Origin of the sequence: Shewanella atlantica (assembly GCF_003966265.1) — a bacterium.
In the GTDB taxonomy this organism is placed as follows: domain Bacteria; phylum Pseudomonadota; class Gammaproteobacteria; order Enterobacterales; family Shewanellaceae; genus Shewanella; species Shewanella atlantica.
Window position 1 is genome coordinate 77028 of record NZ_RXNV01000013.1, and the last position, 26905, is coordinate 103932.

19 protein-coding genes and 1 pseudogene are annotated in these 26905 nt (G+C 47.9%); 11 read left to right on the plus strand and 9 right to left on the minus strand.

Translation table 11 applies throughout. The annotated features are described in order from the left end of the window. Positions 1-8: 8 nt before the first annotated feature. The 5 genes from EKG39_RS19205 to EKG39_RS19225 all read left to right on the plus strand — a co-directional run bounded on the left by EKG39_RS19205 (position 9) and on the right by EKG39_RS19225 (position 4035). The gene (locus tag EKG39_RS19205; RefSeq protein WP_126507624.1) at positions 9-1061 is read left to right on the plus strand and encodes a DUF2955 domain-containing protein; all 1053 of its coding nucleotides are present in this window, start codon (positions 9-11) and stop codon (positions 1059-1061) included. A 250-nt stretch (positions 1062-1311) separates the two neighbouring features. Then, a complete protein-coding gene (locus tag EKG39_RS19210) occupies positions 1312-1806 on the plus strand; it encodes a hypothetical protein (RefSeq protein WP_126507625.1) in 495 nt (164 codons plus the stop codon). Positions 1807-2003: 197 nt separating this feature from the next. Beyond that, a complete protein-coding gene (locus EKG39_RS19215; RefSeq protein ID WP_126507626.1) occupies positions 2004-2711 on the plus strand; it encodes a HupE/UreJ family protein in 708 nt (235 codons plus the stop codon). Between the two features lie 112 nt (positions 2712-2823). Then, positions 2824-3516 (plus strand): hypothetical protein, encoded by a 693-nt coding sequence (locus EKG39_RS19220; protein WP_126507627.1) that lies wholly within the window; start codon positions 2824-2826, stop codon positions 3514-3516. Between the two features lie 216 nt (positions 3517-3732). Continuing rightward, a complete protein-coding gene (locus tag EKG39_RS19225) occupies positions 3733-4035 on the plus strand; it encodes a YkgJ family cysteine cluster protein (protein WP_126507628.1) in 303 nt (100 codons plus the stop codon). 93 nt (positions 4036-4128) lie between these two features. On the opposite strand, the gene EKG39_RS19230 is transcribed toward EKG39_RS19225, so the two are convergent. The 3 genes from EKG39_RS19230 to hypB all read right to left on the minus strand — a co-directional run bounded on the left by EKG39_RS19230 (position 4129) and on the right by hypB (position 8049). Beyond that, on the minus strand, positions 4129-4470 hold the full coding sequence (locus EKG39_RS19230) for a hydrogenase maturation nickel metallochaperone HypA/HybF (protein ID WP_126507629.1): 342 nt from the start codon (positions 4468-4470) through the stop codon (positions 4129-4131). A 109-nt stretch (positions 4471-4579) separates the two neighbouring features. After that, a complete protein-coding gene (locus tag EKG39_RS19235) occupies positions 4580-7267 on the minus strand; it encodes an FAD-dependent oxidoreductase (RefSeq protein ID WP_126507630.1) in 2688 nt (895 codons plus the stop codon). A 110-nt stretch (positions 7268-7377) separates the two neighbouring features. Further along, positions 7378-8049 carry a hydrogenase nickel incorporation protein HypB gene (hypB, locus tag EKG39_RS19240; protein WP_126507631.1) on the minus strand — a complete coding sequence of 224 codons (672 nt, stop codon included), beginning with the start codon at positions 8047-8049 and terminating at the stop codon, positions 7378-7380. Positions 8050-8518: 469 nt separating this feature from the next. Between hypB and EKG39_RS19245 the strand changes: the two genes are divergently transcribed. Further along, positions 8519-10423 (plus strand): sensor domain-containing diguanylate cyclase, encoded by a 1905-nt coding sequence (locus EKG39_RS19245; protein WP_126507632.1) that lies wholly within the window; start codon positions 8519-8521, stop codon positions 10421-10423. A gap of 44 nt (positions 10424-10467) precedes the next feature. Here the strand turns inward: EKG39_RS19245 and EKG39_RS19250 are convergent, their stop codons facing one another. Genes EKG39_RS19250 through recC form a run of 4 tightly spaced genes read right to left on the minus strand, consistent with a single transcriptional unit; the run spans position 10468 to position 20570 of the window. Then, positions 10468-11100, minus strand: coding sequence for a DsbA family protein (locus EKG39_RS19250; protein ID WP_281276268.1), 633 nt, complete (start codon positions 11098-11100; stop codon positions 10468-10470). Next, entirely contained in the window at positions 11091-13211 is a 2121-nt protein-coding gene (gene recD / locus EKG39_RS19255; protein WP_126507633.1) for an exodeoxyribonuclease V subunit alpha, read from the minus strand. Before recD ends, EKG39_RS19250 begins: the two co-directional genes overlap by 10 nt. Continuing rightward, positions 13208-16900 carry an exodeoxyribonuclease V subunit beta gene (gene recB / locus EKG39_RS19260; protein WP_126507634.1) on the minus strand — a complete coding sequence of 1231 codons (3693 nt, stop codon included), beginning with the start codon at positions 16898-16900 and terminating at the stop codon, positions 13208-13210. The genes recD and recB overlap by 4 nt, the downstream gene beginning before the upstream one ends. Position 16901: 1 nt before the next feature. Further along, positions 16902-20570: an exodeoxyribonuclease V subunit gamma gene (recC, locus tag EKG39_RS19265; RefSeq protein WP_126507635.1), complete on the minus strand. Its 3669-nt coding sequence runs from the start codon at positions 20568-20570 to the stop codon at positions 16902-16904. 298 nt (positions 20571-20868) lie between these two features. On the opposite strand from recC, the gene EKG39_RS19270 reads away from it, so the two are divergent. Further along, entirely contained in the window at positions 20869-22143 is a 1275-nt protein-coding gene (locus EKG39_RS19270) for an MFS transporter (protein ID WP_126507636.1), read from the plus strand. 54 nt (positions 22144-22197) lie between these two features. Then, positions 22198-23346 carry a hypothetical protein gene (locus EKG39_RS19275; protein WP_126507637.1) on the plus strand — a complete coding sequence of 383 codons (1149 nt, stop codon included), beginning with the start codon at positions 22198-22200 and terminating at the stop codon, positions 23344-23346. Between the two features lie 116 nt (positions 23347-23462). On the opposite strand, the gene EKG39_RS19280 is transcribed toward EKG39_RS19275, so the two are convergent. Then, entirely contained in the window at positions 23463-23807 is a 345-nt protein-coding gene (locus EKG39_RS19280; RefSeq protein ID WP_126507638.1) for a hypothetical protein, read from the minus strand. Between the two features lie 469 nt (positions 23808-24276). On the opposite strand from EKG39_RS19280, the gene EKG39_RS19285 reads away from it, so the two are divergent. Next, positions 24277-24795, plus strand: a complete 519-nt coding sequence (locus EKG39_RS19285; RefSeq protein WP_126507639.1) for a hypothetical protein — start codon at positions 24277-24279, stop codon at positions 24793-24795. Between the two features lie 527 nt (positions 24796-25322). Beyond that, positions 25323-26330 carry a substrate-binding domain-containing protein gene (locus tag EKG39_RS19290; protein ID WP_185817657.1) on the plus strand — a complete coding sequence of 336 codons (1008 nt, stop codon included), beginning with the start codon at positions 25323-25325 and terminating at the stop codon, positions 26328-26330. 61 nt (positions 26331-26391) lie between these two features. Here the strand turns inward: EKG39_RS19290 and EKG39_RS19295 are convergent. Continuing rightward, positions 26392-26613, minus strand: a pseudogene (locus tag EKG39_RS19295) (transposase); the annotation flags it as partial. Between the two features lie 103 nt (positions 26614-26716). On the opposite strand from EKG39_RS19295, the gene EKG39_RS19300 reads away from it, so the two are divergent. Next, on the plus strand, positions 26717-26905 hold a 189-nt coding region (locus EKG39_RS19300), incomplete at its 3' end, for a universal stress protein (RefSeq protein WP_148103062.1).

The following is a 26905-nucleotide window of genomic DNA, read 5'->3' on the forward strand; positions in this document are numbered from 1 at the left end:
GAGCGGCTATGAAATTATGGCATCACCCGCTATCTGACAATGACATTCGACAATGCCTTCGTATTGCGACGGGAGCGAGTATCGGCTTTTTCCTGTGCAAATTCTTTAACTGGAGTTATGGCGTTTTCTTTACGGTAACGCCTATATTACTCCTGGGCATGATACCTAAAATGACCGGCCATGCCGCCCGGCAGTGTCTGGCTTCGGCGGTTATATGTGGGCTGGAGGTAGGGATCATCGGCGGCTTGTTTGGTGGTCACCAAGTGCAGATGTCAATCATCGTTTTCTTGCTGTTTTTATATAAATTTGCCTGTATGTCCAAAGGGAGTTTGTTTCTATTTGGTGCCAATGGTGCGCTGAGTTTAAGTATCATGCTGAATTTTGCCAGTTATCCGGGCACGGATCTTAACGATCTTATTTTCACTAATCTCGGTGCCAGTATCTTGAGTGTGATGATCGCCTTCGTAATGACTGTGCTGATCCCGGATACTGAAACTGAGGCTAAAGCCATCGTTCACGAAGCGCCTAAACCTCAGCCGCAAGCTAAAAAAAATAATCAGACCCGCCATGAAATGTTGATGGGAGCGACAATTGCGACCCTGTCGTTTCTGATGTTTCAGGTATTTAACTTAAGTGACTCTTTGTCGGCACAAGCCACTAGTGTACTTCTGCTGTTTCCTATGCATTGGAACGGGACGTTGGGGTATGCAAGAAAACGCGCCATGGGAACCGTCTTAGGTGTTGCGGTAGGGTTAATTACACAGTTTTTACTGTACAACTGGTCGGGAGAGTTAGTGTTAGTTTTGCCTCTTTTGTGGATAGGCTTAATGTTGTTTAGCTATACACACGCGAAAGAGGGGGGCGGCTCCAGTGTCGGCTTCGGTGCGCTCACCACATTGGGGATCTTGTTTGGACAAAACCTGGCACCGGATAACGATCTATTTTTTAGCGGGTTATATCGGGTCAGCAGTATTCTTGTTGCTATCGTCGTGACCCTGTTGGCCTGTTATCTCGTTCATCGCTTGCTTAATAGCTTCGAAGCCACGCGGTATGGGCAATAGAAAACAGGGGATGACGACTTGCCTGATGTAGGGGCAATCGTCCCATCACTATGTGTGTGCGCTGGATGTTTTGCTGGCGATCTGATTAAATGCCTTGGGCTCATGTTTCGAGAGAATGCTCTCGAGCTGTTCGTTATGAGTTCATGTTCCCATAATGGAAAAGCACAATTTGGAGTTCGACCTGTTTCATACTAAAACTCTCACATCATTGCACACAGTGAGTTCGCGCCCGGTGAATTCAAGAGTGAAAGTGCATTCTAAGTTAACACTGGCTATCTTGCTGGTGGTCTTGATGTGTCAGGTTTTTGCGACGAGTTCCGCTTTTTCGGTTCAATATCCCGGTGGTGAGCACCCTATGGGCTTTGATGTGAACCATCATCACTTTCATGGTGTTGGTCATGGCGTGAGTGAAAGCAGAGATTCTGCCGGGGAGCATCGGGACCCCGGTCATGAACATGGCGCGTTCAATGCCACCGAACCTGTGGACACCACTATACATTTTCAAGCCAGCCAAACTTCACAAGACTATGCATTACAATCAAATGATGCAGAGCTTAATTCATCATTGGTCTCTGAGGCATTAGAGACGGAACATGAACACGCGAACCATTCCCACACACCATCACATCCGCCGGTAGACGCCATTTTTATGTCGGGTTTTTTCCAGTCTGAAACGCTTATCGACGACGATATCTCATACCTTAACTTACGTTACGCACCGCCCATCCCCCCTCCGCACGCTTAGCATCTACTCTCTTTTGCGAGCTTTCTCCTCCTTACCTAACTGTCTCTTTATCGTGGACTTTATTTGTATTGAGAGGTGCTCGCCATAGCAAACTATATGGACATGTTTAAGGCCACTTTATGGCTGACAGCTGTCCTGCATTTTACGGATTAATCCTCTATTTTATGGATTAAAACCGACGTTTTGGAGTATGTGTAATGAGCCAGTCTTTGGCCCACACCATGAAACTTGTAGTGAGTTTATTGGTGGTTTTATTAGGAGTATTCGCTTCGTTTTCCCTGTCGGCCCATGGGGTCGATGAGGATACCAAGCAGTTTTTAATCCTGAATGAAGGGGTATCGATTCTGCCCTTTATCTATATCGGCGCCAAGCATATGGTGACCGGATATGACCATCTGTTGTTTCTTGTTGGAGTGATTTTCTTTCTGTTCAGAAGTAAAGATGTATTGCTGTATGTAAGTCTGTTTACCTTAGGCCACAGTATCACCCTGCTATTTGGTGTACTCAGTGATATCCAGATCAATGCCTACCTTATCGATGCCATCATCGGCTTCTCTATTGTCTATAAAGGGTTCGATAACTTAGGTGGTTTCAAGCGAATATTTGGCTTTCAGCCCAATACTAAGCTGGCCGTGATGATCTTTGGACTCTTCCATGGTTTTGGCTTAGCCACCAAAATTCAGGAGTTTAATCTGCCCCAAGAGGGGTTGGTACCCAATATTCTTGCGTTTAATGTCGGCGTGGAGATAGGTCAATTCCTGGCCTTAGGTGTGGTACTTATTCTGATGAGTTTCTGGCGTCGTCACAGGAGTTATCTTCAGTTTTCTACCGCGGCAAACACCCTGTTAATGAGCGCAGGCATGATGCTGGTGGGCTTTCAGTTAACGGGCTACTTTACCGGTTAACACTCTGATTAGAAACACCTAATAAAGCTACTAAATTAAGCCTCTAAGTCAGACTACTGGCCAGGGGCTGACAGAATGAAAACGAGCTCATCTGTGGGCCGAAGGAATTAACATGATAACGAGTAATAAGAATACAGAAGCAAATACAAACGGTGAGAGAGTCAACGGGATCCCGGTTCACTCGACGGCGACCTTAGTGAAGGCGAGTATTGGGGCAACGGTTATCGCAGCTGTGGTGTTCGTCACGGCGATTTTACCTGCCGAGTACAACATAGATCCGACCGGTATTGGTCATATGTCTGGGTTAACCTCACTGGCCCAGGCCGCTCCCGCATCTGATGAAGCTACTAATACAGGCACTGACACTGGTCCTAAAACGAGTACCGGCACAGGACAAAGTGAGGAGACGTTTATCGCGTTTGTGAAGGAAGAAACACTTGCAAATACGCCCTCAGTGGCTGAAATAGCACAGAAACGACAAACGCCGGGGGTGAGAAGCGACACTGTTAAGATTGATATACCGGCAGGCAAAGGGCTTGAGTATAAGTTGCTGATGGATGATTTTGTTCACTTAGAGTATGAGTGGAGTACGGGGGGCGAAGCGCTGTATTTCGATTTTCATGGTGAGCCGAAAGGGGATACCACAGGCTATTTCGAGAGTTTCTCTATTACTACCTCAGATAAGATGAAAGGTTCGCTCACCACTCCTTTCGCCGGTTCCCATGGCTGGTATTGGAAGAATAAAACGGACTCACCAATTACTGTGACTCTATCGACCAAAGGGGACTATAGGATCAAAGGTTAAGTAATTCAGAGTTGAGCAAGGGGGATGCACTCCTCAGGTCCAGCTTTGACACTAATTCTCAAACCTAATTCTCAAACCTAATTCTTCAACCTAATGCGCACCGGCATCCGGTGCGCTTTTTTGCGCTATGAGGGCATTTTATATTTATAGATCGCCGTCCCTTTAGGGTATTATACCGATCGATTATTGCGACGCTATTTCTGACTATTGAGCTCTATGACTATTGAAGTAACAAATTTACCCGATCCTCAAATGACCTGTTCAACTTGCCAGGCTTGTTGTTGCCGCCTCGAAGTGATGATTATCTCGGATACCGGTGTACCGCCTGAATACATAGTCTCGGATGAGTTCAATGGTGATGTTATGGCTCGTTTAGATGACGGACTGTGTATCGCGGCCGATCGTGACACCCTGTTATGTACAATTTACGAAAATCGCCCCTGGATCTGCAGAGAGTTTGAAATGGGCTCATACGAGTGCAGCATAGAACGTAAAAACATCATCACCTTAGATAAATAATGTCTTTCTTGTTTGTCGCTTTTCTTTCAGCTCGATATTTATTGCGTCATTGAATCAGGGGCAGAGCATAAATCGCTTTGCCCAAATCAGACATTACTGAGCGATGATCTCTTTGATGATAAATTCTTTACCGCTGAGTAATCCCCAGTCATCACCTTCACAGTGTGGGCATTGCGATCGATTTTCTATGATATTGAATACCTGGTGACAAGCCTTACACATAGCATTGGCGGGTAAGATCTCTATCTCTAGCTTGGTCTGCTCGAGCATAGTGCCATCGACCGCCGCCGGATAACAGGCTTGGATATAGCTGGGGATCATAGATGACAGTTGGCCAATTTGCAGCACTATGGTATCTACACTCTGCAGTTGATTACTCTCTGCCACTTGAATGACTTTGTTAACGACTCCGATGACTACACCTAGTTCGTGCATATCAACTTCCTTTATCTAGGAGGGTTATTCGACTGTAATAGCCGGGGGATAGTCACTTCCCTCGGCTATTATTCTTATACTGATTGCTATTAAAGGCTCAATGTTAGCCTTAGTCAGTCATCATGGCTTTAATGCGCTTGATGGGCGCATTGACAGCAATTCTGACCTTACGTTTCAGTGCGTGCTTGATAATGACCTTTTTCACCGTTCGAAGATCGGCGCCATCGGCATCATAGGCTCTGACCAGAGAGATAGCCCCGAACTGACACTTAGTCGTGCAGGCACCACAGCCGATACACATAAATTCATCGGCAACGGCAACGCCGCATCCCAGGCAACGTTCGGTTTCCTGCTGAACCTGCTCCTGCGTAAAGGTGCCGCGCAGATCTCTGAAGGTTTGCTTAGACTCCTTACCATCAACATGAGCGAGTGCCTGTCTCGGTGCGTTATCGAAGCCATCGAGGCTGAGCTTATCTTTATCGAAAGAACGATAATCCCGCTTAATACGACCCAGTACCAGACTCTGACCGTGTTGCACATAGCGATGGATTGAGATAGCACCTTCCTTGCCCTGAGCGATGGCATCGATAGCAAATCTTGGGCCGGTTAACACATCCCCACCGACAAAAATGTCCGCTTCATGGGTCTGGAAAGTATCAGGATCGGCCTGAACCGTCAGGTTGGGATTAAGCTCCAGAGCACTCCCCGATAGCAAGTTGCCCCAGTCCATTGCCTGACCGACCGAGATAAGCACATGATCGGCCTCGACGATGGTCGTGGTTTTGTCATCGAAGCGGGGAGCAAATTTACCTTGCTCATCGAACACTGACAGACACTTGGTGAATGCGACGCCGGTAACTTTTCCATCATGAGTGATGATACGTGTGGGCCCCCAGGCGTTGTTGATGGAAATATCTTCACTTAGCGCCTCTTCAACCTCTTCGATATGGGCCGGCATCTGATCCAAGCTTTCGAGGGTAAATAGATCTACTGTGCTGGCACCGACACGAGTGGCCGTTCTGGCAACATCGATGGCGACATTACCACCACCAATAACAATCACCTTGCCATCCAGTTTATCTGTTTCGCCCAGATTTACCTGACGAAGAAAATCGACCCCGGTCATAACGCCTTCGGCATCTTCACCCATAAGACCCAAGCGTCTGCCGGCCTGTGCACCGATCGCCAGGTAAAATGCTTGGTATTCCTGGTCTCTTAACTCGCTCAGACTGATATCTTTGCCTACTTCGACCCCGCATCTGAAGGTAACGCCCAGCGCTCTTAATACCTCTATCTCGGCATTGATGACCTCTTTTTCGAGTCGATAAGAGGGGATCCCCAGGGTTAACATACCGCCGAGGGCGGTTTGCTTTTCAAATACGGTAACCCGGTATCCCTCAATCGCCAGAAAGTAGGCGCAGGAAAGGCCGGCCGGGCCACTGCCGAGAATTGCAACTTTCTTGTCATGGTGATGCTTAATCTCGGGGATAAAACGGGTTTGGGCGTCGAGATCTTGTTGGGCAATAAACTTCTTTATCTCATCGATAGCAACCGGATTATCAATATCTCCCCGGGTACAATCTGACTCACACTTCTTAGGACAGATGCGGCCACACACGGCCGGGAAGGGGTTTTCTCGCTTAATCAACTCGAGGGCTTCGCGGTATTTTCCTTGAGCTGCCAACTTGATATAGCCCTGAATACCGATATGGGCAGGGCATTCGGCCTTACAAGGGCTGGTGCCACCATCGAGTACGACTTGTTTGTTGGTTCGGTAATCGGGGTTCCATTTATCCGGGCCCCAGTGAGTATCATGAGGCAACTCTCTCTTTGCCGTTTTGGCGGGGGATATCTCGCATAACTTTTGACCTAACTTCAAGGCATTGGTGGGGCAGACCTCGACACACTCACCACAAGCCACGCACTGCTCCGCATCGATCTTTACGACATAGTTGGAGCGGACCATATCCGGGTTTTGCCACATGCCGGCAAGACGGAGGGCGAAACAGCCACAACCGCAGCAATTACAGATGGCATGAGTCTCGCCCGAACCATCGAAGTTTGGCATGCTGTGCATTAAGCCGTTTTCCTCGGCTTTTCTGATAACCTCAAACGCTTCGTCTCGGGTGATTTTTCGGCCCCTACCGGTACGAATATAGTATTCGGCCGCGTGACCCATCTGGATACACATATCTTCTTTGAGGTGGCCACAGCCTTCGCCCATCGCCTCTCTGGATGTGCGGCAGGCGCAATCGGATAGTGAGAACAGGCTGTTGTCATTCAGGTATTTGGATACCTCCTCATAGGAAGCACTGCGGGTCTCGCCATCGATGGCTGTTTGAATGGGGATCACCCGCATAGGGCCCGAGCCCACAGGAATATTACCCGCGGCGAGCGGGCCCTTTTTCTTACCAAAAGCATCGAAGGCGGCGCCGAGTTGCGGGTATTTCTGGATCAATTCTTTGTTGTTGACGATCATCTCCATATGACCTGGAACCCAGACATCTATCCAGTATTTATCGACGCCATCGATCTCGTTGACGAAGGCGGCGCCGACCATGGCGACCTGCCAAAGAAGTTTGGCGGTTTCCTCTTCCGGTTTTCCGCACTTAAGCGCGACCTCATTTGCACTCATAGGCTCACGTAATGCTAAGCACAGTGCCACTTCGGCCATGGGCTCGGTAACAATAGGCTCCAGGATCTGGTATTCGGGATCGTCCGGCTTAACTTCATTCCTTGAACCTCGCTTGGTTCGGCTGATCTTATTGGCGAGGTCTAATACTTTTTCTTTAACCATGGTCATGGCTCCAACAATAAATAGCGACTGACTTATGCTTGCTTCTATGGCGCTTGATATGAGTTGCGCTCGATATGAGCTGTGGGTGATATAGCAACAATCGCTCTCAGTTAACTTTGATTCCAAAGCCTGGTCTGATTGCGAAGCCAATCGGCCCACTCGCCAATACCTTCACCGGTTTTCGCCGAGATAGGGATAATAGTAATATTGGGGTTTAGCTTTCTGGCACGGTGAATTACCGCTTCGAGATCAAAGTCAAAAAAGCCAATGGCATCAATTTTGTTAATCAGCAACACATCCACTATTGAGAACATCAATGGATACTTAAGGGGCTTGTCATCCCCCTCGGGTACGCTCAGGATCATGGCATTCTTCGATGCGCCCGTATCAAATTCGGCCGGACAGACTAAATTGCCCACATTCTCCAATATCGCTAAATCAAGCTTATCTATGTTTAAACCGCTCAGTCCCTGTCTGGTCATATCAGCATCGAGGTGACACATGCCGCCGGTGTGAAGCTGGATCACCCGGGTACCGGTTTGAGCGATAGTATGGGCATCGACATCCGAGTCGATATCGGCTTCCATGATGCCAATGTTCATCTCATCTTTGAGCGTTTCAATGGTTCTCACTAATGTAGTGGTTTTCCCCGAGCCCGGTGATGACATAAGATTAAGCAGAAACACTTTCTCTTGCTTCAGTTCGTCCCTCAATAAGTCAGCCTGAATATTGTTGTTTTCAAATACGCTTTCTTTAATTTCAAGAGTCTTAAACGTGTCCATCATTTCCCCTTATTTTGAAACTGTTCCAACAAACGGCTGTCATTCGGCTTGTTTACACCTGCCTTACCTAAATGAGGGGGAGGTGTCGTATCGATAGACATTTGCTAGATTCATCCGGTTAGAGTATTTACTCTATTAATGTTGTTAATTTACGTTTCTTGCTACTATTTTGTTGTGATAATTCTCGCAAAATATGAATGATGAGAGTCCTGATTGAGGTGGGGTGTGCGCAAGCCTTTGAAATGTAAGGTGAATGGTGTCGGGTGGGGAACCTAGAGTAAAACTGGGTTATTATTACAAATGTGACGCTTCTTCAGACTTTTTAAGATTAAGAGAGGGGAGTCATACTTAAGAGCCGTCAAGCAACGGCTTATTTACTTCCAATTATCGAATATTTATCCATACTAAAAGTAGGCCTAATTGTTGTAAGGGGTTAAAATCATGACACTAAGCGGTAAAAGGGCTTGATATGAAAGGTACTTTGGACAGTTCCAATTCTTCCACCTCAATAATACGAAGACGGTATTATTGGATCTTTACGCTTTTTTTCCTGCTGTTTGGTACCTTAGTTGCGGTGATCACCTCCTTGATTAACTACAACATTCAATATACCAATATTGAGAGTGAGATCCGTGAAAAAGTGGCCGCAGAAAAGGCCGTTAAATATGAGCTGCTTAATGAATTTATGCAGCACGCAGAAAATGTTGTAGGGGCTATTGCGGCCAGCGATCTGACACTCAACTATGTCACTACAAACAGTCCCGATTCACACCATATACTCAATCACCTTCTGCTTGCCGCCACAGCGTCTAATGATTCATTTATGCAACTGCGTTTCATCGAGTCATCGGGAATGGAGGCCGTTAGAGTCGATCGAATTAAAGGTGCGGATATGCCAGTCATCATCCCGAAACCGCTGCTTCAGAATAAGAAAGACAGATATTATTTTAAAGAGGCAGCCCACTTGTCTGAGGGAGCATATTGGCATTCACACTTCGACCTGAATATGGAGCACGGCCAGATTGAGATGCCTATTCGTCCCACATTTCGTATTGCGACTCCGGTATTTTCACAAAACCAGTTTTCGGGCTTGATTGTTGCTAACATCTCAATCGATACCCTCCTGTCCACACTCGGCGCATCTACCGATTTTGATGTCTATATCATAGACAAGGATGGGGAGTTTATTCTTCATCCTTCCTACGTACTGGCCTGGAGTCGATACCTTCCTGACCGTCCTAACGTATTTGAGCAGTTTCCACAGTTCGGAAATTCTATTTCAGAGCTAAAAGATACCCGTGAAGGAGACCATTTCACTTTCTCAATAAGTGAGATTCTCATGAACGACGATGAAGCGTTTGTTATGGCCGTTCCGCGCAAGAGTCTGCTCGCTAAATTCAAGAAAAATAACCTATTAACTGCGGGGCTTACCGCTCTTACCGTGCTGCTGGTATCCTTGGTTCTGTCGGGCTTAGTGGCCATCATTCCTGCCAGATTGCAAAGCAAACTGAGTGATGCGTATTTCAAGATTAAAAATTATGCCGAAATAATTAATCGATATGTCATCACATCATCGACAGACAGAGCGGGGCATATCTTGTCTACCAGCGCTGCCTTGAGTGAGGTGTATGGCTTCTCGGCCGAAGAGATGAAGGGAAAGAGACACAACATTGTCAAACACCCGGATACCCCAACCGAAACCCATGAGGATATCTGGCGGACAATTTTGCAGGGCAAGACATGGCATGGGGAGATCAAAGATAAAGCTAAGAATGGTAGCAGTTTCTGGCTTAACCATGTGATAACTCCCGATTTTGACGATAGCGGCAAGATAGTAGGCTTTACCTCGGTAAGTCATGATATTACTGATAAAAAGGAGATCGAACGTTTGTCTGTCACCGACACGCTCACCGGACTCAATAACCGTCGTAGACTCGATGACCTGTTCAGTCATGAATTTGATCGCTTCAATCGATATGAACGCCAATTTGCCATGATATTGCTCGATGTCGATCACTTTAAACAGGTCAATGATAAGTTTGGCCATAAGGTGGGTGACAAGGTCCTGATCGAGATGGGACAGCTCTTGGCTTTGAATGTGCGCAAGAATGATCTGGTAGGTCGATGGGGCGGTGAAGAGTTTCTGCTTATCTGTCCCGAAACCTCCATCGATGGTGCGATAAAGCTTGCTGAAAAAATACGAATAATCATCGAAGACACGGATTTTCCTGAGGTAGGACATGTGACCGCCAGTTTCGGTGTCACCGTCTCGATAAAGGATGACAACGACGAAGATATGTTTATTCGTGCAGATAAAGCTCTGTATGGAGCTAAGCGTGAGGGCCGCAACTGCGTCGTGAACTTAACATTATGATTTGAGAGTATTCAAATCTTTATGTAATGGCTTTAGGTAATAGGTTAAGTTATCGCATCTGTTATTGCGCTGAAGCTTAACTGCCAGTCCTGGTAGTCGAGCGCTATCGGCGTTAACTGTCCCTTGTCCCCGAGTACCAGAGATGGAAACCCTCTAATGGGAAACTGTTGCACATTTGCTATCTCTTCCATCAGGCGTTGATTTAGGCTTTTACCCTGCATCTGCTGTGTAAACCAGGCTGCATCGAGCCCGATAGAGGCGGCAATGCTAACTAAGATTTCAATATCCGAAGGATTTTTCGCCTCAAGATAGTAGGCATGTTGAATGCCCTGAACCATGGCTTGTTCAAGATCAGTCTCTCTGGCAATCAGTGCCGCGCGGCAAGCAGGATAGGTCGAGCGTCTGGGTTTACATAAACTCCAGAAATCGAAGTTAAACTCAATACCCAATTGTGTATGGATCTTACGCCAGGTCTGCTCCAGAAAACGCTGCATCTCCTGTGGCATAGGTTCATCGGAGTCGCTTGCCAGACCACCGAGTAGATACTCAACCTTTATTCCCGCTTTTTCCAGCTCAGCCTCGAGCCTGCTCCAAGTTGGCGCGTAACCCCAACACCAGCTGCACATAGGATCGTAAACGTAATAGAGCGTCGGTTTATCTGTGTACGCTAACCCCACAAACGCCTCGCCAGTCCGGATGATCTTTGAGTGGCTTGCAGGCTGGCATGCTCGAAAACCGCTTGCGAGCCCAGGCAGGTAAAGTGCTTTTTGGCGCGGGTGATGGCCGTGTAGACTAGCTCCTTCGTGAGTAGCTGTTTTTGGGCCAGACTGGGCCAGATTGGCAGCACGAGAGCAACATTGGCAAATTCACTGCCCTGGCTCTTATGTACTGTCATTGCAAAACAGGTGTCGTGGCTTGGAAGGCGAGCGGGCAGTACCTTTAAGATACTGCCATCGGCCTGAATAAAGTGTGCCATCAGCCTCACAGGCTGTGTCATCTTGTTGCCATCTTCGGCTAAATTGCCCGATACAGGCTTGTTCAACGCATCGGGTAAGCTGTCGGGTAGGATAAGGCCAATATCGCCGTTAAACAGCCCCAGATTATAGTCGTTACTCTGAATGATCACCGGACGGCCGAGATAAAATTCAGTGTCGGCACTGATAAGCTTGGCCTGTTTCAGCGCGGCAGTAACGCCCTGATTGATTCCATCGACGCCATACTCGCCCGCACGCATGGCGCACAAGAGACGGAACTCGTTATAACAGTCGATGATCTCAGCGGCCCCCTTGCTGCTATCTTTAGCCATCTCAAGGTACTGCCGGTAATGACTCACCGCTTGAGTCAGTAGCGCATCGAGCCCCGAATTACCTGCATTGGTTTTAAGGTGTTCAATCCACAATAACTCGGCATAGCCGGTCTGCCATACCTGCATAATTCGGTCTTTGTCTGAGTTATTAACCGCGGCGGCCAGCTGACCAATGCCTGCATCTCCCTTAAATCTGTGGCTGTGCATCAACATACATAAGCTATCGCCTATCTTAGGCGACGGGCTGATAAAGGGGCTAAGGTCAAACCCTGATAACTTAGACAGATACCCTGCATAATCGCTCGAATATCGCATCTGCCATTTAGCATCACTGGCATTCGTTCTTGTTTCTTGCTGTTTCAATCCTGCACAGATATCCGCCAGCACGGCGCCGGCTTCTACCGAGGCTAACTGATCTTGATCGCCCAGTAATATGAGCCTCGCATGTGCGGGGAGCGCCGAGAGCAGTTTGTGCATCATGGGCAGGTCGACCATAGACGCTTCATCGACCACCAACAGATCCAGCCTGAGGGGGTTATCTTTGTGGTGCCTGAATTTAGGGGAGTTCGGGATAACCCCAAGCAAGCGGTGCAGGGTGGAAGCCTCCTCCGGCACACGGCTTAAGCTGGATAGATCAATCTTGTCGGCAAACGGTGCCAGCTCCTGTTTAAGGCGCAGCTTGGAGGCCTTGATTGACTCACTCAAGCGCGCAGCTGCCTTACCCGTCGGTGCGACTAAGCGTATGGTCATCTCCGCCTGCTGAGTAAGTAGAAACAATAACTTAGTGACAGTGGTAGTTTTACCCGTGCCCGGACCGCCGGTTATGACCGCCAGGCGTTTGGTAAAGGCCGTCGCCGTCGAGATTTTTTGCCAGTCAAAGTGGGTGGCAGCCATCTCATCGCTTTGAGGGAACAGCATGTCTAATGTACTGCTGATGGCACTTATGTCAGTACTTATATCAGCACTTATATGAGTACTGTTCTGTGCAGGCTGAACACTCACTTCAGCATCGGCCAACTGAGTCAGGTAGCTCGCGACTTGAGTCTCGAACTGATGATAACGTTGCAGGTAAAGATCGCCGTTATCTAATATTATCGGTGTCGACGGGGAGGTAACTTGCTCTAAATTCGGCGCGCTAATCCCATTGAACTTGGCTAAAACCTCAATAATCTCACTGTGGCTGCTCAATATCTGACAACTTGATACCGGCTCCTGCATCGGATTGTCGAGCACAATATGATGTATCGGCAGGCAAGTGTGCTGCTGAGAAAGTTGTCGGCTCAATAGGGCGCAAATCAGCAGGAAGAGTTCACTGAGTAAGTGGTTATCCTGCTCGGTTAGAGGGGCGAGCTCAGCCTCGTGCAGCTTAGTCTTGTGAATTTGAGCCATCTCCAGCGCAAAGTGCCTGTCCAATGGCGTGATTAATCGCTCTGTCTCCCAGATTTTCAGCAGGGCTTTAATTGGCTGTGTTGACTGGATCATAGCTTAAGCTCCATCTGATCTGTTTGTGCTGCTTGAACATTTGATTTAGTTTGCGCCCGGTCGAACAGCGTATCGAGAGACTCGATAAGCCCTCTGGATGGCTTATCATAGAAAACCCCGGACATAGGCGCATCGACAGACATACCTCGCAGGAAGAGGTAATAACTGCCGCCAATATGCAGGTCATAATCGTAACCTGGCATTCTCAGGCTCAGATATCTGTGTAGCGCAAGGGTATAGATGATGTACTGCAGATCGTATCTATGGCTGCGGATCGCGCCATTCATGGCATCGAACCCATAATGGCTGAAATCATCGCCCAGGTGATTAGACTTATAATCGGCGATATAGAACTGACCCTGATGTTCGAAGGTCAAATCGATAAAGCCTTTCAGCATGCCCTTGAGCGACTCGAAGTTAAGCCCTGCGCTGTAGCCATACTCTTCGAGTAGTTGGTTGAGTTTATCGGCCTGTAGTGCCTCGATAGGCAGGTAGAACTCCATCTCAACCAATTTTTGGTTATTGGTTAACAGCCCAAGCTTGAGTGAACCATCTTGCATGAGTGGCGCATCGAGCAGATCCAGATACCAGTGAGTCAGCACATCACACCAGCCTTCATCTATGCCGTATCTCTCCATGGCGACAGGTAACTGCTCGGAGAGTCCACTTTGTGCTTGAGTGAAATCAATCAGCTCCAGCACCAGGTGCATAAAGCTACCGGCATTGGCGCCGCGCTCGAAGGTGAAGCGAGACGGCAGTGGGTCAAGCTCATCTTTGATCTCCTCGAGTTCCGGAAAGGCTTCATCATCCGCCCCCGGTAGCACCCGCTCATGGGGCAAGTCTTTCACAAGACCCGAATAACTGCCCACACGCCATGGGGTATAGAGTCGACGCTTTAGTACTTTCGGGGCAAAGCCGTGTTGCTCATCCGATATCGTCTCTAAGACTTGGCTTGAGACGTCATCGGTCATCTCACAGACACTAATCGCCTCACTCATAAGACGGTTTGCAGATGTTTCGATAAGTGAAAACTCACAGGCCTTATCTTCTATACCAAGCAGGTAACCAATGCCGGTTTCATGGAGCTGACTGGTGATCCCCGCTTTCTTGGTGAAGCGGCTGTGGTTGGCGATATAGAGGTAGCATTGGTACACGGGGCGAGTCATGGCAACATATAACAGGCGCAGATCCTCGGCGAGGTTTTCCCGTTTATGCCGCTCCCAACCCTCATCGCTCTGCTCTATATCCCACACCAGTTGATTATTGTCATGGTAGAGCATAGGCGCAGGCTTGCGGCGATTATCACGGGCTAAACTGACGAAGGGGATAAAACAGACCGGATATTCGAGCCCCTTACTCTTATGTATGGTGACAATCTGTACCAGGTTCTGCTCACTCTCGAGCCTGAGCTGCGCCTCTTCATTAGCATGGTTCTCGATAAGGGCTTGCTCGTACCAGTTGACCAGGGCACTGATCCCATCGAGTTCGGTGGCTTTTTGCTGTAGCAGCTCGGCAAGGTGCCTGAAATCGGTCAAACGGCGTTCACCATCTTCGCTTTGAAGCAGACGTTCGATAAGCTTGGTTTCGTTGGCCAAATTTAAAAGTGCGGGCATGACCCCGCGTCTCAGCCAGTTTTGATGCAGGCCATCAAATTGCTCCAGCAGGGTTTGTCTTACCGTCTCATCCTGGTTAAAGCCGTGAATAGCCAGGGCATTAAAACCGAGCAGGGAGGTCGCCAAGGCCGAACGCAGGGCGCGCTCATCTTTGGGCGTGGCCAAGGCGTGCAGTACCAGTGCCATTTCTCGGGCTTCGAGGGTGTTAAAGACACTGTCCCGACTCAGGAATACCGCGCCTATCTGTCTGCTGGACAGTGACTCTTTGATCACCGCCGCTTCATTTCTGTCACGTACCAGCACCGCGATATCTTTGGCTTTCAGTGGCTTTTCACTAATAGTACATTCGCCATCTTGCGACTCGGTGAGCAGGCGTGCGATCTCAGCCGCAGCATCTTCGGCTAATCGCTTTCTGGCGGTGGTTTTATTGAGGCCTTTTTCGGGATCTTCGCTAAGTAGCTTTATTTTCAGCGCCGACGTAGCGCTCGACTTTTCGACTAATACCTTCTTGTCGGCAAAGGGTGAGGGCTGCACCGATTCAAATGGAATAGCCTCGCTGATAAACGCATCGTCCCGATTCTCAAACAGGGCATTGACTGCCAAAATCATGTTGCGGCTGGAGCGGTAGTTAGTATCGAGATTATAGTGTTCGGATGTTTGCTCACGCGCCTGAATATAGGTATGAATATCGGCGCCCCTGAAGGCATAGATCGCCTGTTTCGGATCGCCAATCATCAACAGACTCAAATCTTTCGATGAGGTGTCTGCATTTGCTTCATCCATGGCGGTCTGCGGATCACCAGAGCTCTGCGCATCGACAGAGGGCTGCTGGTAGATCCGATTGAAAATGGCAAATTGCAGCGGATCGGTATCCTGGAATTCATCGATAAGTGCCACGGGAAAACGTCTGGCTATGGTGTTGGCCAGACTTGTCGCTTGAGCTTTGTCCTCTTCTGAATTTGGGCGAAGGGCTTGCTCGAGTGTGATAAGCAGATCGTCGGGCGTCAGCAGGTTTCGTTCAGATTTTTGTTGGGCAAAGCGGGCCGAGATACCGTTTCTGGCGCAAAAGAGAAAACTTGGAACAAAATCTTTGATAAGCGCGCACAGACGCTCGATATGATCGAGTACCGGGGCCTGCTCGGGCGTGGGCACTTCGCCGCCCTTATTTAGCTTAAGCTCACTCAGTGACAGATTCTCCATCACTTTCATTGGCGGTAAACTGTTGCTGAATTTGCACCAGTTGTCCATATCATCGAGCATTTTGGCAAGCTTGGGATACGCGTCAGCCTTTTTACCGAATCTTACGCCGCTTAGTGGTAAAGCATGCAGCAAGGTCTCGATTTCGTCGCGCTCGCGGGGCCATATAAGCTTAAGCCGGCTTAAGCTTTGCGTGAGCGTTTGCTGGAGTTTTGTAAATTCTTGCGGCACCGGTTGAGCACTGGCCTGACTTGCGCCCAGCAAAGGCCTTAGCTGTTTGGATAGTGTATCGGGATCGGCAAATTTCTTCTGGATTATCTCGGCCAGATATCCGGGCAAGGGGTAACACTGCTCACGCCAGAAGTCGCGTACGGCGTGGTGCAGAAACTCGCTGTCATCTAAGGTGAACTCTGACTCGAACAGTAGCGATGACTCGAATGCCATGTCAGCCAGAATGCGCTGACAAAAACCATGTATGGTAAAGATGGAGGCTTCATCGAGTGACTTCAGAGCCAGATCCAGACGCTTAAGTGCCAGGTGGCGTTCACTCTCCGGCGTGAGCCGATATAGAGACTCAATCAAGTCATCATCGGTTTCCAGTCCGATAAAGCGGCGGTAGGCCAGCTGAATTTTGCGGCGAATACGGTCCCTGAGCTCACCCGTGGCGGCGTTGGTAAAGGTCACTACCAAAATTTGCTCACAGCTCAGTGGTTTCTCTATCTCATGGCCCAGCAACAGACGCACATACAGACCGGCTATGGTGAAGGTTTTACCCGTACCGGCGCTGGCCTCAATCAAACGACTGCCACCAAAGGGCAGGGTGAGGGTATCGAGTGGCTGTGAGTGGCCTTTAGTTTGATCGGTATTCAAAGATGACATATTAACAGCCCCCTTCAACGAAACTTGCAAGCTCGCTGAGCTTATCTTTGTGATATAGACTGAGCATGGGGCTTAGCAGTGACATGGCGACCTGTCCGAATTCATCTTCTTTAAAATCTTCAGGGAAACTAAACAGACGCTGGTAATGAGGCTCGAAGCCTTCACCGAGTTGGCTCTGCTCATCTATCCATTGGCTTTGCGCTTCCTTGAGCTTATCGCTGTGCTCACCCTCGGCTTCGACATAGGCGAGGGCGGTTCTGGGCATAAACATCAGCGGATGGATCTGGCCCGATTGGTAATAACTCAGCCACAGACTCAGCTGGGCTTTCGCTTGCTCGGCCGTGACACTATGAAACGCATGGAAGTGGCCGATATCTAAAAGGTAACTGATGTGAGCTTGCCCCGTTGACGAAGCAAAATCTTTAACCTCAGTTGCACCAGTATTATTCGCATTCGCATTGACATTAGTAGCACAAGTACCCATGGCACTGATGCAAAGATGTCGTATGTAGACTCTGATCAGGTCGCGGCCATTGGCGGTGCCGGGTCGATAGTTGACCAGCCCCTTAGCGCAGAGGTCATCGATACGCCCCACTAATTTAACGGGCTCTTTCAGGCTATCCGATGGCGTGAAGGCAAGCTCGATATCCAGCGAGTGCTGGTTTTCGCCACGAAGATATAGTGTTCGCCCAAGTACGGACTGAATATCATTGAGATATAACCCAAGCAGTAAATCGTCAAACGGCTGCAGTGGTAGCTCGCCGCTGGCCTTTAGTCGTTGCAGGAGTTGTTCATCTGGAGCCTCGAGTTTCTGTGATATGGCATTATCGAGCAGGTTTGCCTGCAGCTTATATCGCTCCAAAGCATTAAGGCTGAAGGGCTCGTCGTTATCATCGGCCTGAATATTCAGGCCTAAATCGACCTTGAGGCTTCGGTTGAAGAAGTACTGCGCCGGATTTCTGAAGAAACGGATAAGCGCCGAGACCTCAAGCTCATTCTCTTCAAGAGTGTCCGATGCCGCACTGTCTTGCTCAATCGTTTGGCTCGATTCGATGAAGCGAGGTGTTTCATCGCTGTTGTCACCGGATTTTGCCGGGCACCACTGGGCGGAATAACTTTGTTTAAGTTGGGGGTCATCACCGTTTTCAGGCAGATAAAGCCGCTCATCGAAAGGCTGCAGTGGTTGCTCAATCAATAACTGTCTATGGATAGCGGACTCAATGGCCGGAATATCGGGCTCACCGTTTTGGCCGCTTTCTAACTGTTCCGACAGATAACTTTCCTCGGGTAGGTAACATAGCTGACAATATTCAACCAACTCCGAGACCAGCATGGAGGGGATCCGCTCTGAGTTATCGCGCTCACTGTGGCCGATATAGCTGATGTAGAGCTGTTCTCTTGCCGAGAGTATCGCCTCTAAAAACAGGTACCTGTCATCTAATCGACGTGAACGGTCACCTTTACGAGGGCCAAACTGCGCCACAAGATCGAAACCAACCGGGTGCTGAACCCTCGGATAGATCCCATCATTCATGCCTACTAAGCACACCAGCTTAAACGGGATAGATCGCATCGGCATCAAGGTACAGAAGTTGACGCTACCGGCCAGGTAGCGTTGGCCGACACGGGATTCACTCAAGGTGCTGTTAAACCAGTTTTGCAGCACCTGAGTATTGAGTGGCGTGACTTGTCCGGCATCATTAAGCTCAGTTTTAAGCTTGCTGATTGCCTCGCGTATCGCTTGCAGCTGTTGCTGCTCCTCATCGTCGACCTCATAAAAGTCTTCCAACAGCTGAGCTAATTGACCCATGCGCTCCTCAATCGAGCAGGTTTGAGCGAGTTGCTGCTGATACTCATCTAAGGTTTCGATGAAGTTGAGCAGTTTCCCCAGAGCTTGGGCCGATTGACCTTCGATGCCTTCGACCAGCAGGGTGTCATGATAAAGTGCGGCATCGTCACTGAAGGCGTAGCCTAAGATGAGTCGCTTGATACCAAAGGCCCAGGAGTTTTTATCGAATGCGGGCATAGATTGCGCCGCGCGGCTGTCTTCATCCCGCCCCCAACGTACGCCGGCTTGTTCGAGCCAGTGGCGTATCATGGAGAGGGCTTCATCATCGAGCTCGAATCTCCGCAGTACGGCCGGCACCTCTAATATCCCTAAGATATCGGTCAGGGCGAAGCGACTCTGATTGATGGCCAGAATATGCAGGAAGCTGTTGATCAGGGGCGATTCCTGCGCCGCGCCGCGATCGGCGATGGCGTAGGGGATGTAATGCGCGCCCTGTTTCGCCGAGAATACCGCATCGATATAAGGCGCGTAGGCCGCCACATCGGGCAGCATGATAACAATATCTTTAGCAAGCAGGGGATCGCTTGGGTCGTTAGGCTCACGGGACAACATTTCGAGCAGGTGATCGTGCAGGGTCTCGATTTCACGCAGCGGACTGTGACAACTGCGAAGCGTCAGCGAGTCATCGGTTTTAGTGAGTACGCGGCGATCGTCAAGCGTCAGGTACAAGGACGCATCGGGGCCTAAGCTTCTGTTGCGGGTACTCAGCTCCAGAATGTCGTGTTGAACGCCGCGAAGCAGCGTTTGAGGCGCATTTCCCAGTGGATCTTGATAGCACTCAAAATTAAAGTTGGTGTGCTCCTCGGGTAGCTCTAATATCAAGTCCAACAGTTCACGCCCCATCTTACCGTTATTGGCGAGTAGCGGATTTCCGACCTCGAGCTTATCTTCCCATAAGGCTTCGAGTTTATTCCTGTTGGCGTACTCAAGGGCCATACGGGCTCGTAGGCGAGGGTCGACAATATCGCCCCAATAGTGCTGACAGGGACTTAAATTCAGCATGATCACATCGATGCGTTTGGCAAGGTGATAGAGCACATCTAAGGTCTGCGGTGCCATGGATGAGATACCGAATACAAATAAGCGTCTGGGGAGACCATCGAGGCAAGTATCGGGATCATCGAGTGCATCAAACAGAGACTGATGCAGATTAGCCCTGTGGTAACGACTCTTGTTGAGACGCAGGTTATTAAATTCGATAAGGGCGCGCCACAAAATGGGTTGCCAAGCCTGCGCGGGAGACAACTTATCATCTTTAGGTGGTAGGGTGGGCTCATTGGCCTCCCAGGCCGCTATCCAATCGGGGCGATAGACCAGGTATTGGTCGAAGATATCGGCTATCTGTCCACAAAGCTGAAACAGTTTCAGCGGAGCGTCATTTACACAAATAGCTTGTGAGTCAGCATCTTGTGCTGCTGTATCATCAGACTCATCATCCTGAGTCTGAGGTAAGTGCGAGTCGATACCGGTTTTGAGGTAGTTGTTAAGCGGCGCGAACTCCTCGATATGCAGCAGCTCAGGCAGTAACTCCATCAGCTTCCAGGTCATGGCAGGCTTGGTAAAGGCATTTTCCTTTGGCACATCGGGCAACAGGATGTGGCACAGCTGCCAGATAAAGCTTGAGGGCAGCGGGAATTCAAGCGCAGCGGCTATCTTGTTCTGTCTTGCTATCTCGAGTCTGAGCCAGGTAGACATGCCGGGGCTTTGGACTAACACCTGCTCAGGCATTAACAGCGGCATACCGGGAATTGGCGTCTGTAGCTCGGTCGCGAGTTGGGCCGAGAGTGCTTCCATTCGATTAGACTGTACAAGATAGAGCATGAATATTCCCAGGTAAAATAACGATAGACGTGTAGGCGATATCTGCAAACAGGTAATATTCTATGTGTTTGGATGGGTAAGTCCACAGAAACTAGCGGTATTTGAAGTTAACCTTGTACGTATAGAACTAAAGCCGGGAGAAAGGGTGGCATATTATGTTTATAATATGTAAAAATTGATGTGGAACATCAAATTAGGTTAATGATAATCGATTGGGTTGGTTTTTAATCAGATTCAATTAATATAGGAATTAGACGTAAAGGTTTTTACTGGATCACTCATTTCATTCAGGAATATTATGGACATTCAACAACGTCGCTCATACCAGGCTTTAACCCTTGCCACCTTGGCATTTGCCGCATGTTTCTCAGTTTGGACCCTCTATTCAATCATTGGCATCGAGGTTAAAGAACGCTTGGGTCTGAGTGCTACCGAGTTCGGTTTCCTGCTTGCGGCCCCCATTTTTACCGGCGCAATCTTTCGTGTTCCAATAGGCTTTTTGGCTGAAAAAGTATCATGCCGTAACCTCTTCTTCTGGCAGATGTTACTCGCCGTTCCCCCGCTATTCTATCTACCTCATATAGAAACTTATTCGGGTTATATCTGGATTGGCTTCGTTTTAGGTCTGACTGGGATCTCATTTACCATAGGTATCCGTTATGTCACCGATTGGTTTGAGACTAAACGTCAGGGCTTCGCACTGGGGGTGTTTGGTGCGGGTAATGCCGGGGCGGCAATTACACTGGTTTTGGTGCCATTTATTGTCGATATCTTCGGTTGGCAACAGATAGGCTATGCCTACGGGGTGGGCATGATATTTATGGCGGTGCTGTTTCGTTTGATGGCGCCTGAAGTGAATGAATATTATCAGAAGCAGCGAGACAGCCATGATATGGCGTTTCATATGGCGCCACTTAAAGACCTACAGGTATGGCGTTTCGGACTCTACTATTACTTCGTATTTGGCAGTTTTCTGGCGCTCATTCTCTGGCTGCCTCACTACTATGTCTCCGCCTATGAACTTTCATTGACTCAAGCTATGGCGCTGACACTGCTGTTTGTCACCAGCTCGAGCATGGTCAGAGCCGTGGGCGGCTGGTTCGCCGATACCTATGGGGCGAGGGCGGTGAACTGGACCGCGTTTTGGATCTGTATGGTGTGCCTGTTTTTCTTGAGTTATCCGCCGACCACCATGATCATCCACGGCGTGACTAAAGATGTCGAGGTCTCGTTCGAGGTGAATGTCTGGGTATTTACCTTCCTGATTTTCATCATCGGTCTGGCGCAGGGCTTCGGTCGCGCCAGTGTCTATAAGACTATCTACGACTATTATCCTCATCATATGGGTAGTGTGGGCGGAATCGTCGCCGCCATCGGTGCATTAGGGGGATGTACGCTACCTATCATGTTCGGTTTTGCCGTCGATGTCATCGGAGTCTATAGCGCCTGCTTCATGTTACTCTACGGCGTGCTCGCGACCTGTATGGTAGTGATGTACTTCGCCCTCAGGGCCGAGCGGCATCAGAAATTGCTGAGAGACTCCATTGCAAACAACTTCCTGGAACAGGACTAGCTTAAAAACTAGCTTAGAGAAAATTGGCTTAGAAAAGAAATAAAGGACTAACTTTTGCGACTCTTTTTACACGTGTTAAAATGGATTTTATTGACCGTTCTGGGTGTCCCACTCAGCCTCTACTTCATTGTGCTGCTGATCAATATACAAGATGAAGCCCCTTCAGAGCGAGCAAAGCGTAACTTTGCCCAAATAGCTGATAACGAACGCACACTGGCTCAAAACCCTGATAATAATGCCTATATTTTTGCATTGGGATTTAATGTGCCCGAGGACGTCGCGCCAATGACTGAAGGCGTAAAGCGTCTGCAATTGCTGCAAAGCTTAGGTATTATGGACACAGCTGATGGCATGCAACCTCCGCGCTTTGAGCTGCCAGACCTACCGCTGGAATACTGCCTTAATCGAGATGACTTCTTGATGGCTTGTAAAGCCAAGCTTGAGCAGGAGAAGAACCTTAATACCCTGTTAGCCGAAAACCGGTGGATAATCGAGCGGTACCAACAGATGCTCGATATGGGGAGCTGGCAAGGAAGCACCCATTATAATGTATTCATACCAGGCCTGACCTGGCAACACCTGTTTAGCGCACAGAAACTCTATCTCCTCGATGTTTATCAAAAGGCTGGCACCACAGACCCCAAATTAATTTCACTGGCCATCGACCAAGATATGCTGTTTTGGCAAAAGATATCTGCAAATACCCATTTACTGATCAATAAAATGGTTAGCAATGGTGGTATGGAGAGAAATATGAAATTGGGCGAGCTGATTATTACTCAATTATCGCAACAGCAGCAACTCGCTGCCATACCACAAAGCTGGCTAAATCCCATGCCACCCCAAGTATTAGCGCTAAACAATGCCAAACTGGGTGAGTGGCACTATTTCACCCAAATTGTACAGGCAAGCCAAGCGGTTGATGATACAAGCGACATTGCATCGCAGGCCGCCGAATTTCTGTTGCTTCCTCTGATGCAGCAACAAGATACCGCAAATCGTTATGCCGAAATATTAGCAGGCACTGCCGATATGAGAGAGTGCCCTGATGACATAACAGTGGATACTATCGGCCAATATATTTATAACCCGACGGGAAAATTTATACTCTGTTTAGGCATTCCTTCATTTCAAAGCTATCATGAACGCCTCGATAAACTTGAACAGAGGAGAGCGAGCCTGACCTCGAGGCTTAAGCAATGAAGATTGGACTCGGCAGTAAAAGTACAGTAGCTATAAGGTGTTACTATAAAAAAGCAGATAATTGTGAACCTGTTTTAGAAGCCACTATGAGCTGCGCCAAATAAAAACCTACGTTACTAAAGCTTGCACTTGTAAATAACGGCGACGACTCTTATGTCGTAACCTTCATCTTTTTCTTCACATTCATCCTGGTGTAACCATACGATATGGGTACCACCTAACTCTTCACCATATTTCATCGCTTGGTTTTTCGCATCTCTTAAAGCAAACTCACCGATTCCCGTGCCTCTGGCCATGGCAAAACTATCACAATGGGTTACTTCAAAATCATAGGCTTCGTTAATCCGGTGGCGCAACTCGCCGGACTCCTGTTTACTATCCCAAAGTGTACAACCAGTAATAAGAAAAGAGATAAGAAAAGAGATAAGACAGTAAATACCCACGACTATAAACTTAAACACGAAATGAAACCTTATTGGTTAGCGACGGCGCAAAAGGTATAACAGCGATGTATTTGTAACAATGTTGATTCTGACACACCTTGTTAATACAGTTCATTCTGTTTGAAAACAAAGTAATATACAGTCAAGCAATGTAAATGATTGAAAATATTGAGGGGCATTGAGTAAAAACGACAGATGATAACTTTGGATATCTATGTTGTTTTAACTATGTTGATTTAACTATGTTGTTTTATCTATGTAGTTTTAGAAAAGGCTGTATCCTCCAAGCCCGTAAGGTAAAAGCCATGCGTCTCGTTTAGAGTGGTCATTCGGCCAGCACAGTCCCCCCTGAAACATGCAACAGCGAATTTTCGATATATAGTCGTTGAATGGTTTTTTTTCTACCTGTTTTACGCCTATAAGTACCAGTTGTTTACAAGCCATCACTGATATTATCTCTGCCATAATTTAGATAGAGAAATAACTAATGGCTCTTAAAAAAGTAATAGCACTATCAGCTCTGTTGTTCGCGTCATCTTCGGCAGTTGCGGATCCTTTTGGCTTGCCCTGGGGGGAGGAGTTATCTCATTTTGGCAGCGTTAAAAATGTTAACGGTCAAGACGTTGTTTTCACTTTCAGTACTCCGCTACCTCATCGGATAATTGAAAGCTATGCCATCTATGGCGATAAGCAATCCCTCACCAACAAGGTCGTCGGCACCGGATACCCGATAACTGGTGATACCTTCGGCACCGAGGGGAGAAGGCAATTTTCACTCATGATCTCAGCCCTGGAAAAACAAGGGTATGTAAAACAAAAATCCGATGAACTGCACGGTACGAAAATATACGAAAAAATGGATGCGTTCTGGCAATGCATCAAGGTCGATGGCTGTGGGGAATACTATTGGATAGGAGTCAAAAACAGTAACGAGACAGCGATTATCTCGCTTAAAGGAAAGGGAAAAGGTGAGGGGCACCTTGAAGTCGAGATCAAACTAAACTGATAAAAACAGATAAACCAGCCCATTTATAAAGTGGGCTTTTTTATGGGTTATTGGAGAAATAACGACTAACAAACAGACTTTAAGCTAAATAAAACAGCCTAAACACCCATTCTGATTGCCTTTAATACGAGGGGGCAGAACAAACCAGCCTTTCGCTCAACATGTTCATATACCTCGCGCTGAAACATCCCAAGTTAAATCTCTCTGGAGTAGAAATTAGCGAAAGTTCACCAATCAGCGTGGGTGGCTCATGCACTCTTCTGGCTGTGTCTTGTAGCTGCGTTTGTGATCGCTTTGGTGTATCTGTAACTAATTTGGTGTGCGTGTTGCTGTTTTGGATTACTCTATGATGTTGAGACTCGCATTTTATGAAGGCTGGCATCTCCTAGTATCTGGCATCTGGAGTCTAGTATGTTGTGGTAGCTGACAGGTAGAGAGTCGTGAAAGCTAGCCCATAGAGAATAACCTTCTCTGAGTCATTGAAAACTGAAGCTTAACTAACAGTCTCATTATTTACAGGAGAACATTTGGTGAGATTATCGATAATACTCTTGGTATTGACCCTGTTGCCACTATTTTCAGCCAGTGGACAAGATCTTAAGTTCGCTGTTGTTTCAAAGTACCAGAGTGTGTTTTTTGAGCAGAGTAAACATGGTTGTAAGCATGCAGCCTCTCAAATCGAAGGTGTCGAGTGTATTTATCGGGGACCCGAAACGGCGAGTGTAAGAGTACAGGATCAGATCATTTCACAACTGATCGATGAGGGAGTAGATGGTATCGCTGTCGCCGTGACACAGTCTAAATTCCTCGCAGAAAATAGCATTCAAAAAGCGCGCAATGCAGGAATACCAATTGTCACTTATGACTCCGATTTTGACGCTCCGACTCTGGAAAAGTATAAAAAGTTACGCTCAACTTATATAGGGACTGATAACTTCGAGTTTGGCAGAGCGTTAGGGGAACAATTAAAAAAACAGCGCCCCAACGGTGGAGCGTTAATCATCCAAACCGGGCGTCCATACTCTCCAAATTTGAATCTCAGAATTATGGGGATCCGTTCCGCGCTATCGGGCAAACAATATATTACCCCTCCCGGGAAAATGCTCCGAAATGATAGTGGCTGGACCGAAGTCAGAGATCCTTTCATTAATTTCGATCAGCTCTCAAGGGCGGTAAAACAGATGGAGTCAGTGGTACAGGGAAGGCGATTGAAGGCAGACTCCTTTATTGCTGTCGGAGGTTGGCCTCAAAATGATGAAGCCCTTTACCGAAACATGATTGCCCCGTTTAAAGATAAGCTTGAACGTAAAGAGATGATAGTGGTTATGTCAGATGCGTCAGATCAGCAGTTAGCCATGTTACGAGACCGGCTTGCTCATGCCAATGTTGGCCAAAACCCCTATGAAATGGGAAGACAAGCCATTTTAACTCTGCATAATATTGTAAAAAATCTAGATTACGATGAGTTTATTCATACTCCCATTAACCTGTGTACCCAAGAGAACTACAGCACCTGCACCCAGCAGAATTTATAAATTGCTGCATACCGGCGTAAAATGAAAAATATGCAAAAAATATAGCCGGCCATTAATAATCAAGGTGTAAATGGTTGCTCATCACCGCACAGCCTGCAACATCAATGGCAAATACTTCTGTGAGCTTAAGTATTTGCTTCTCCACCAAACCATAACGATGGTCATAGTTTTTACCTGTGTACTTATCACCTCCGCAAAGAAAAGCGTGGCGAACTACACAGCTACAGCAATGATAATATGGGGTATCTTCCAAACTGACTTGAGTACTGCGAGGGCGGGGCATAGTAACCTCCTGGTTAAATGCTTCATCAAAGCTTAGTCGGAGGTCATTAGTTATGCCATTAACGAAGGGGGGCACTATTTACTGACACGAGTGTCATTTGGTTATGGTGGATGAATCGGGCACTAAGACCACGGCCTTCGATCAGGCGGCTATGCGACTTCGGGAAGCCGAAGTTAGCGTGAGTGAGAATATCCTGTCCGGGCGTGTCGATGAAGCGCTGCTTAATTATCAGCAAGAACAACAGCTGGAGATGATTGTGATGGGAGCTTTTGGTCACTCAAAACTCAGACAG

Excerpts from the sequence above, each read along its gene's own strand:
- EKG39_RS19205 (WP_126507624.1), top strand. The coding sequence starts at position 9 with ATGAAATTATGGCATCACCCGCTATCTGACAATGACATTCGACAATGC.
- EKG39_RS19215 (WP_126507626.1), top strand. The coding sequence starts at position 2,004 with ATGAGCCAGTCTTTGGCCCACACCATGAAACTTGTAGTGAGTTTATTG.
- EKG39_RS19220 (WP_126507627.1), top strand. The coding sequence starts at position 2,824 with ATGATAACGAGTAATAAGAATACAGAAGCAAATACAAACGGTGAGAGA.
- EKG39_RS19225 (WP_126507628.1), top strand. The coding sequence starts at position 3,733 with ATGACTATTGAAGTAACAAATTTACCCGATCCTCAAATGACCTGTTCA.
- EKG39_RS19230 (WP_126507629.1), bottom strand. The coding sequence starts at position 4,470 with ATGCACGAACTAGGTGTAGTCATCGGAGTCGTTAACAAAGTCATTCAA.
- EKG39_RS19235 (WP_126507630.1), bottom strand. The coding sequence starts at position 7,267 with ATGGTTAAAGAAAAAGTATTAGACCTCGCCAATAAGATCAGCCGAACC.
- hypB (WP_126507631.1), bottom strand. The coding sequence starts at position 8,049 with ATGGACACGTTTAAGACTCTTGAAATTAAAGAAAGCGTATTTGAAAAC.
- EKG39_RS19245 (WP_126507632.1), top strand. The coding sequence starts at position 8,519 with ATGAAAGGTACTTTGGACAGTTCCAATTCTTCCACCTCAATAATACGA.
- recD (WP_126507633.1), bottom strand. The coding sequence starts at position 13,211 with ATGATCCAGTCAACACAGCCAATTAAAGCCCTGCTGAAAATCTGGGAG.
- recB (WP_126507634.1), bottom strand. The coding sequence starts at position 16,900 with ATGTCATCTTTGAATACCGATCAAACTAAAGGCCACTCACAGCCACTC.
- recC (WP_126507635.1), bottom strand. The coding sequence starts at position 20,570 with ATGCTCTATCTTGTACAGTCTAATCGAATGGAAGCACTCTCGGCCCAA.
- EKG39_RS19270 (WP_126507636.1), top strand. The coding sequence starts at position 20,869 with ATGGACATTCAACAACGTCGCTCATACCAGGCTTTAACCCTTGCCACC.
- EKG39_RS19285 (WP_126507639.1), top strand. The coding sequence starts at position 24,277 with ATGGCTCTTAAAAAAGTAATAGCACTATCAGCTCTGTTGTTCGCGTCA.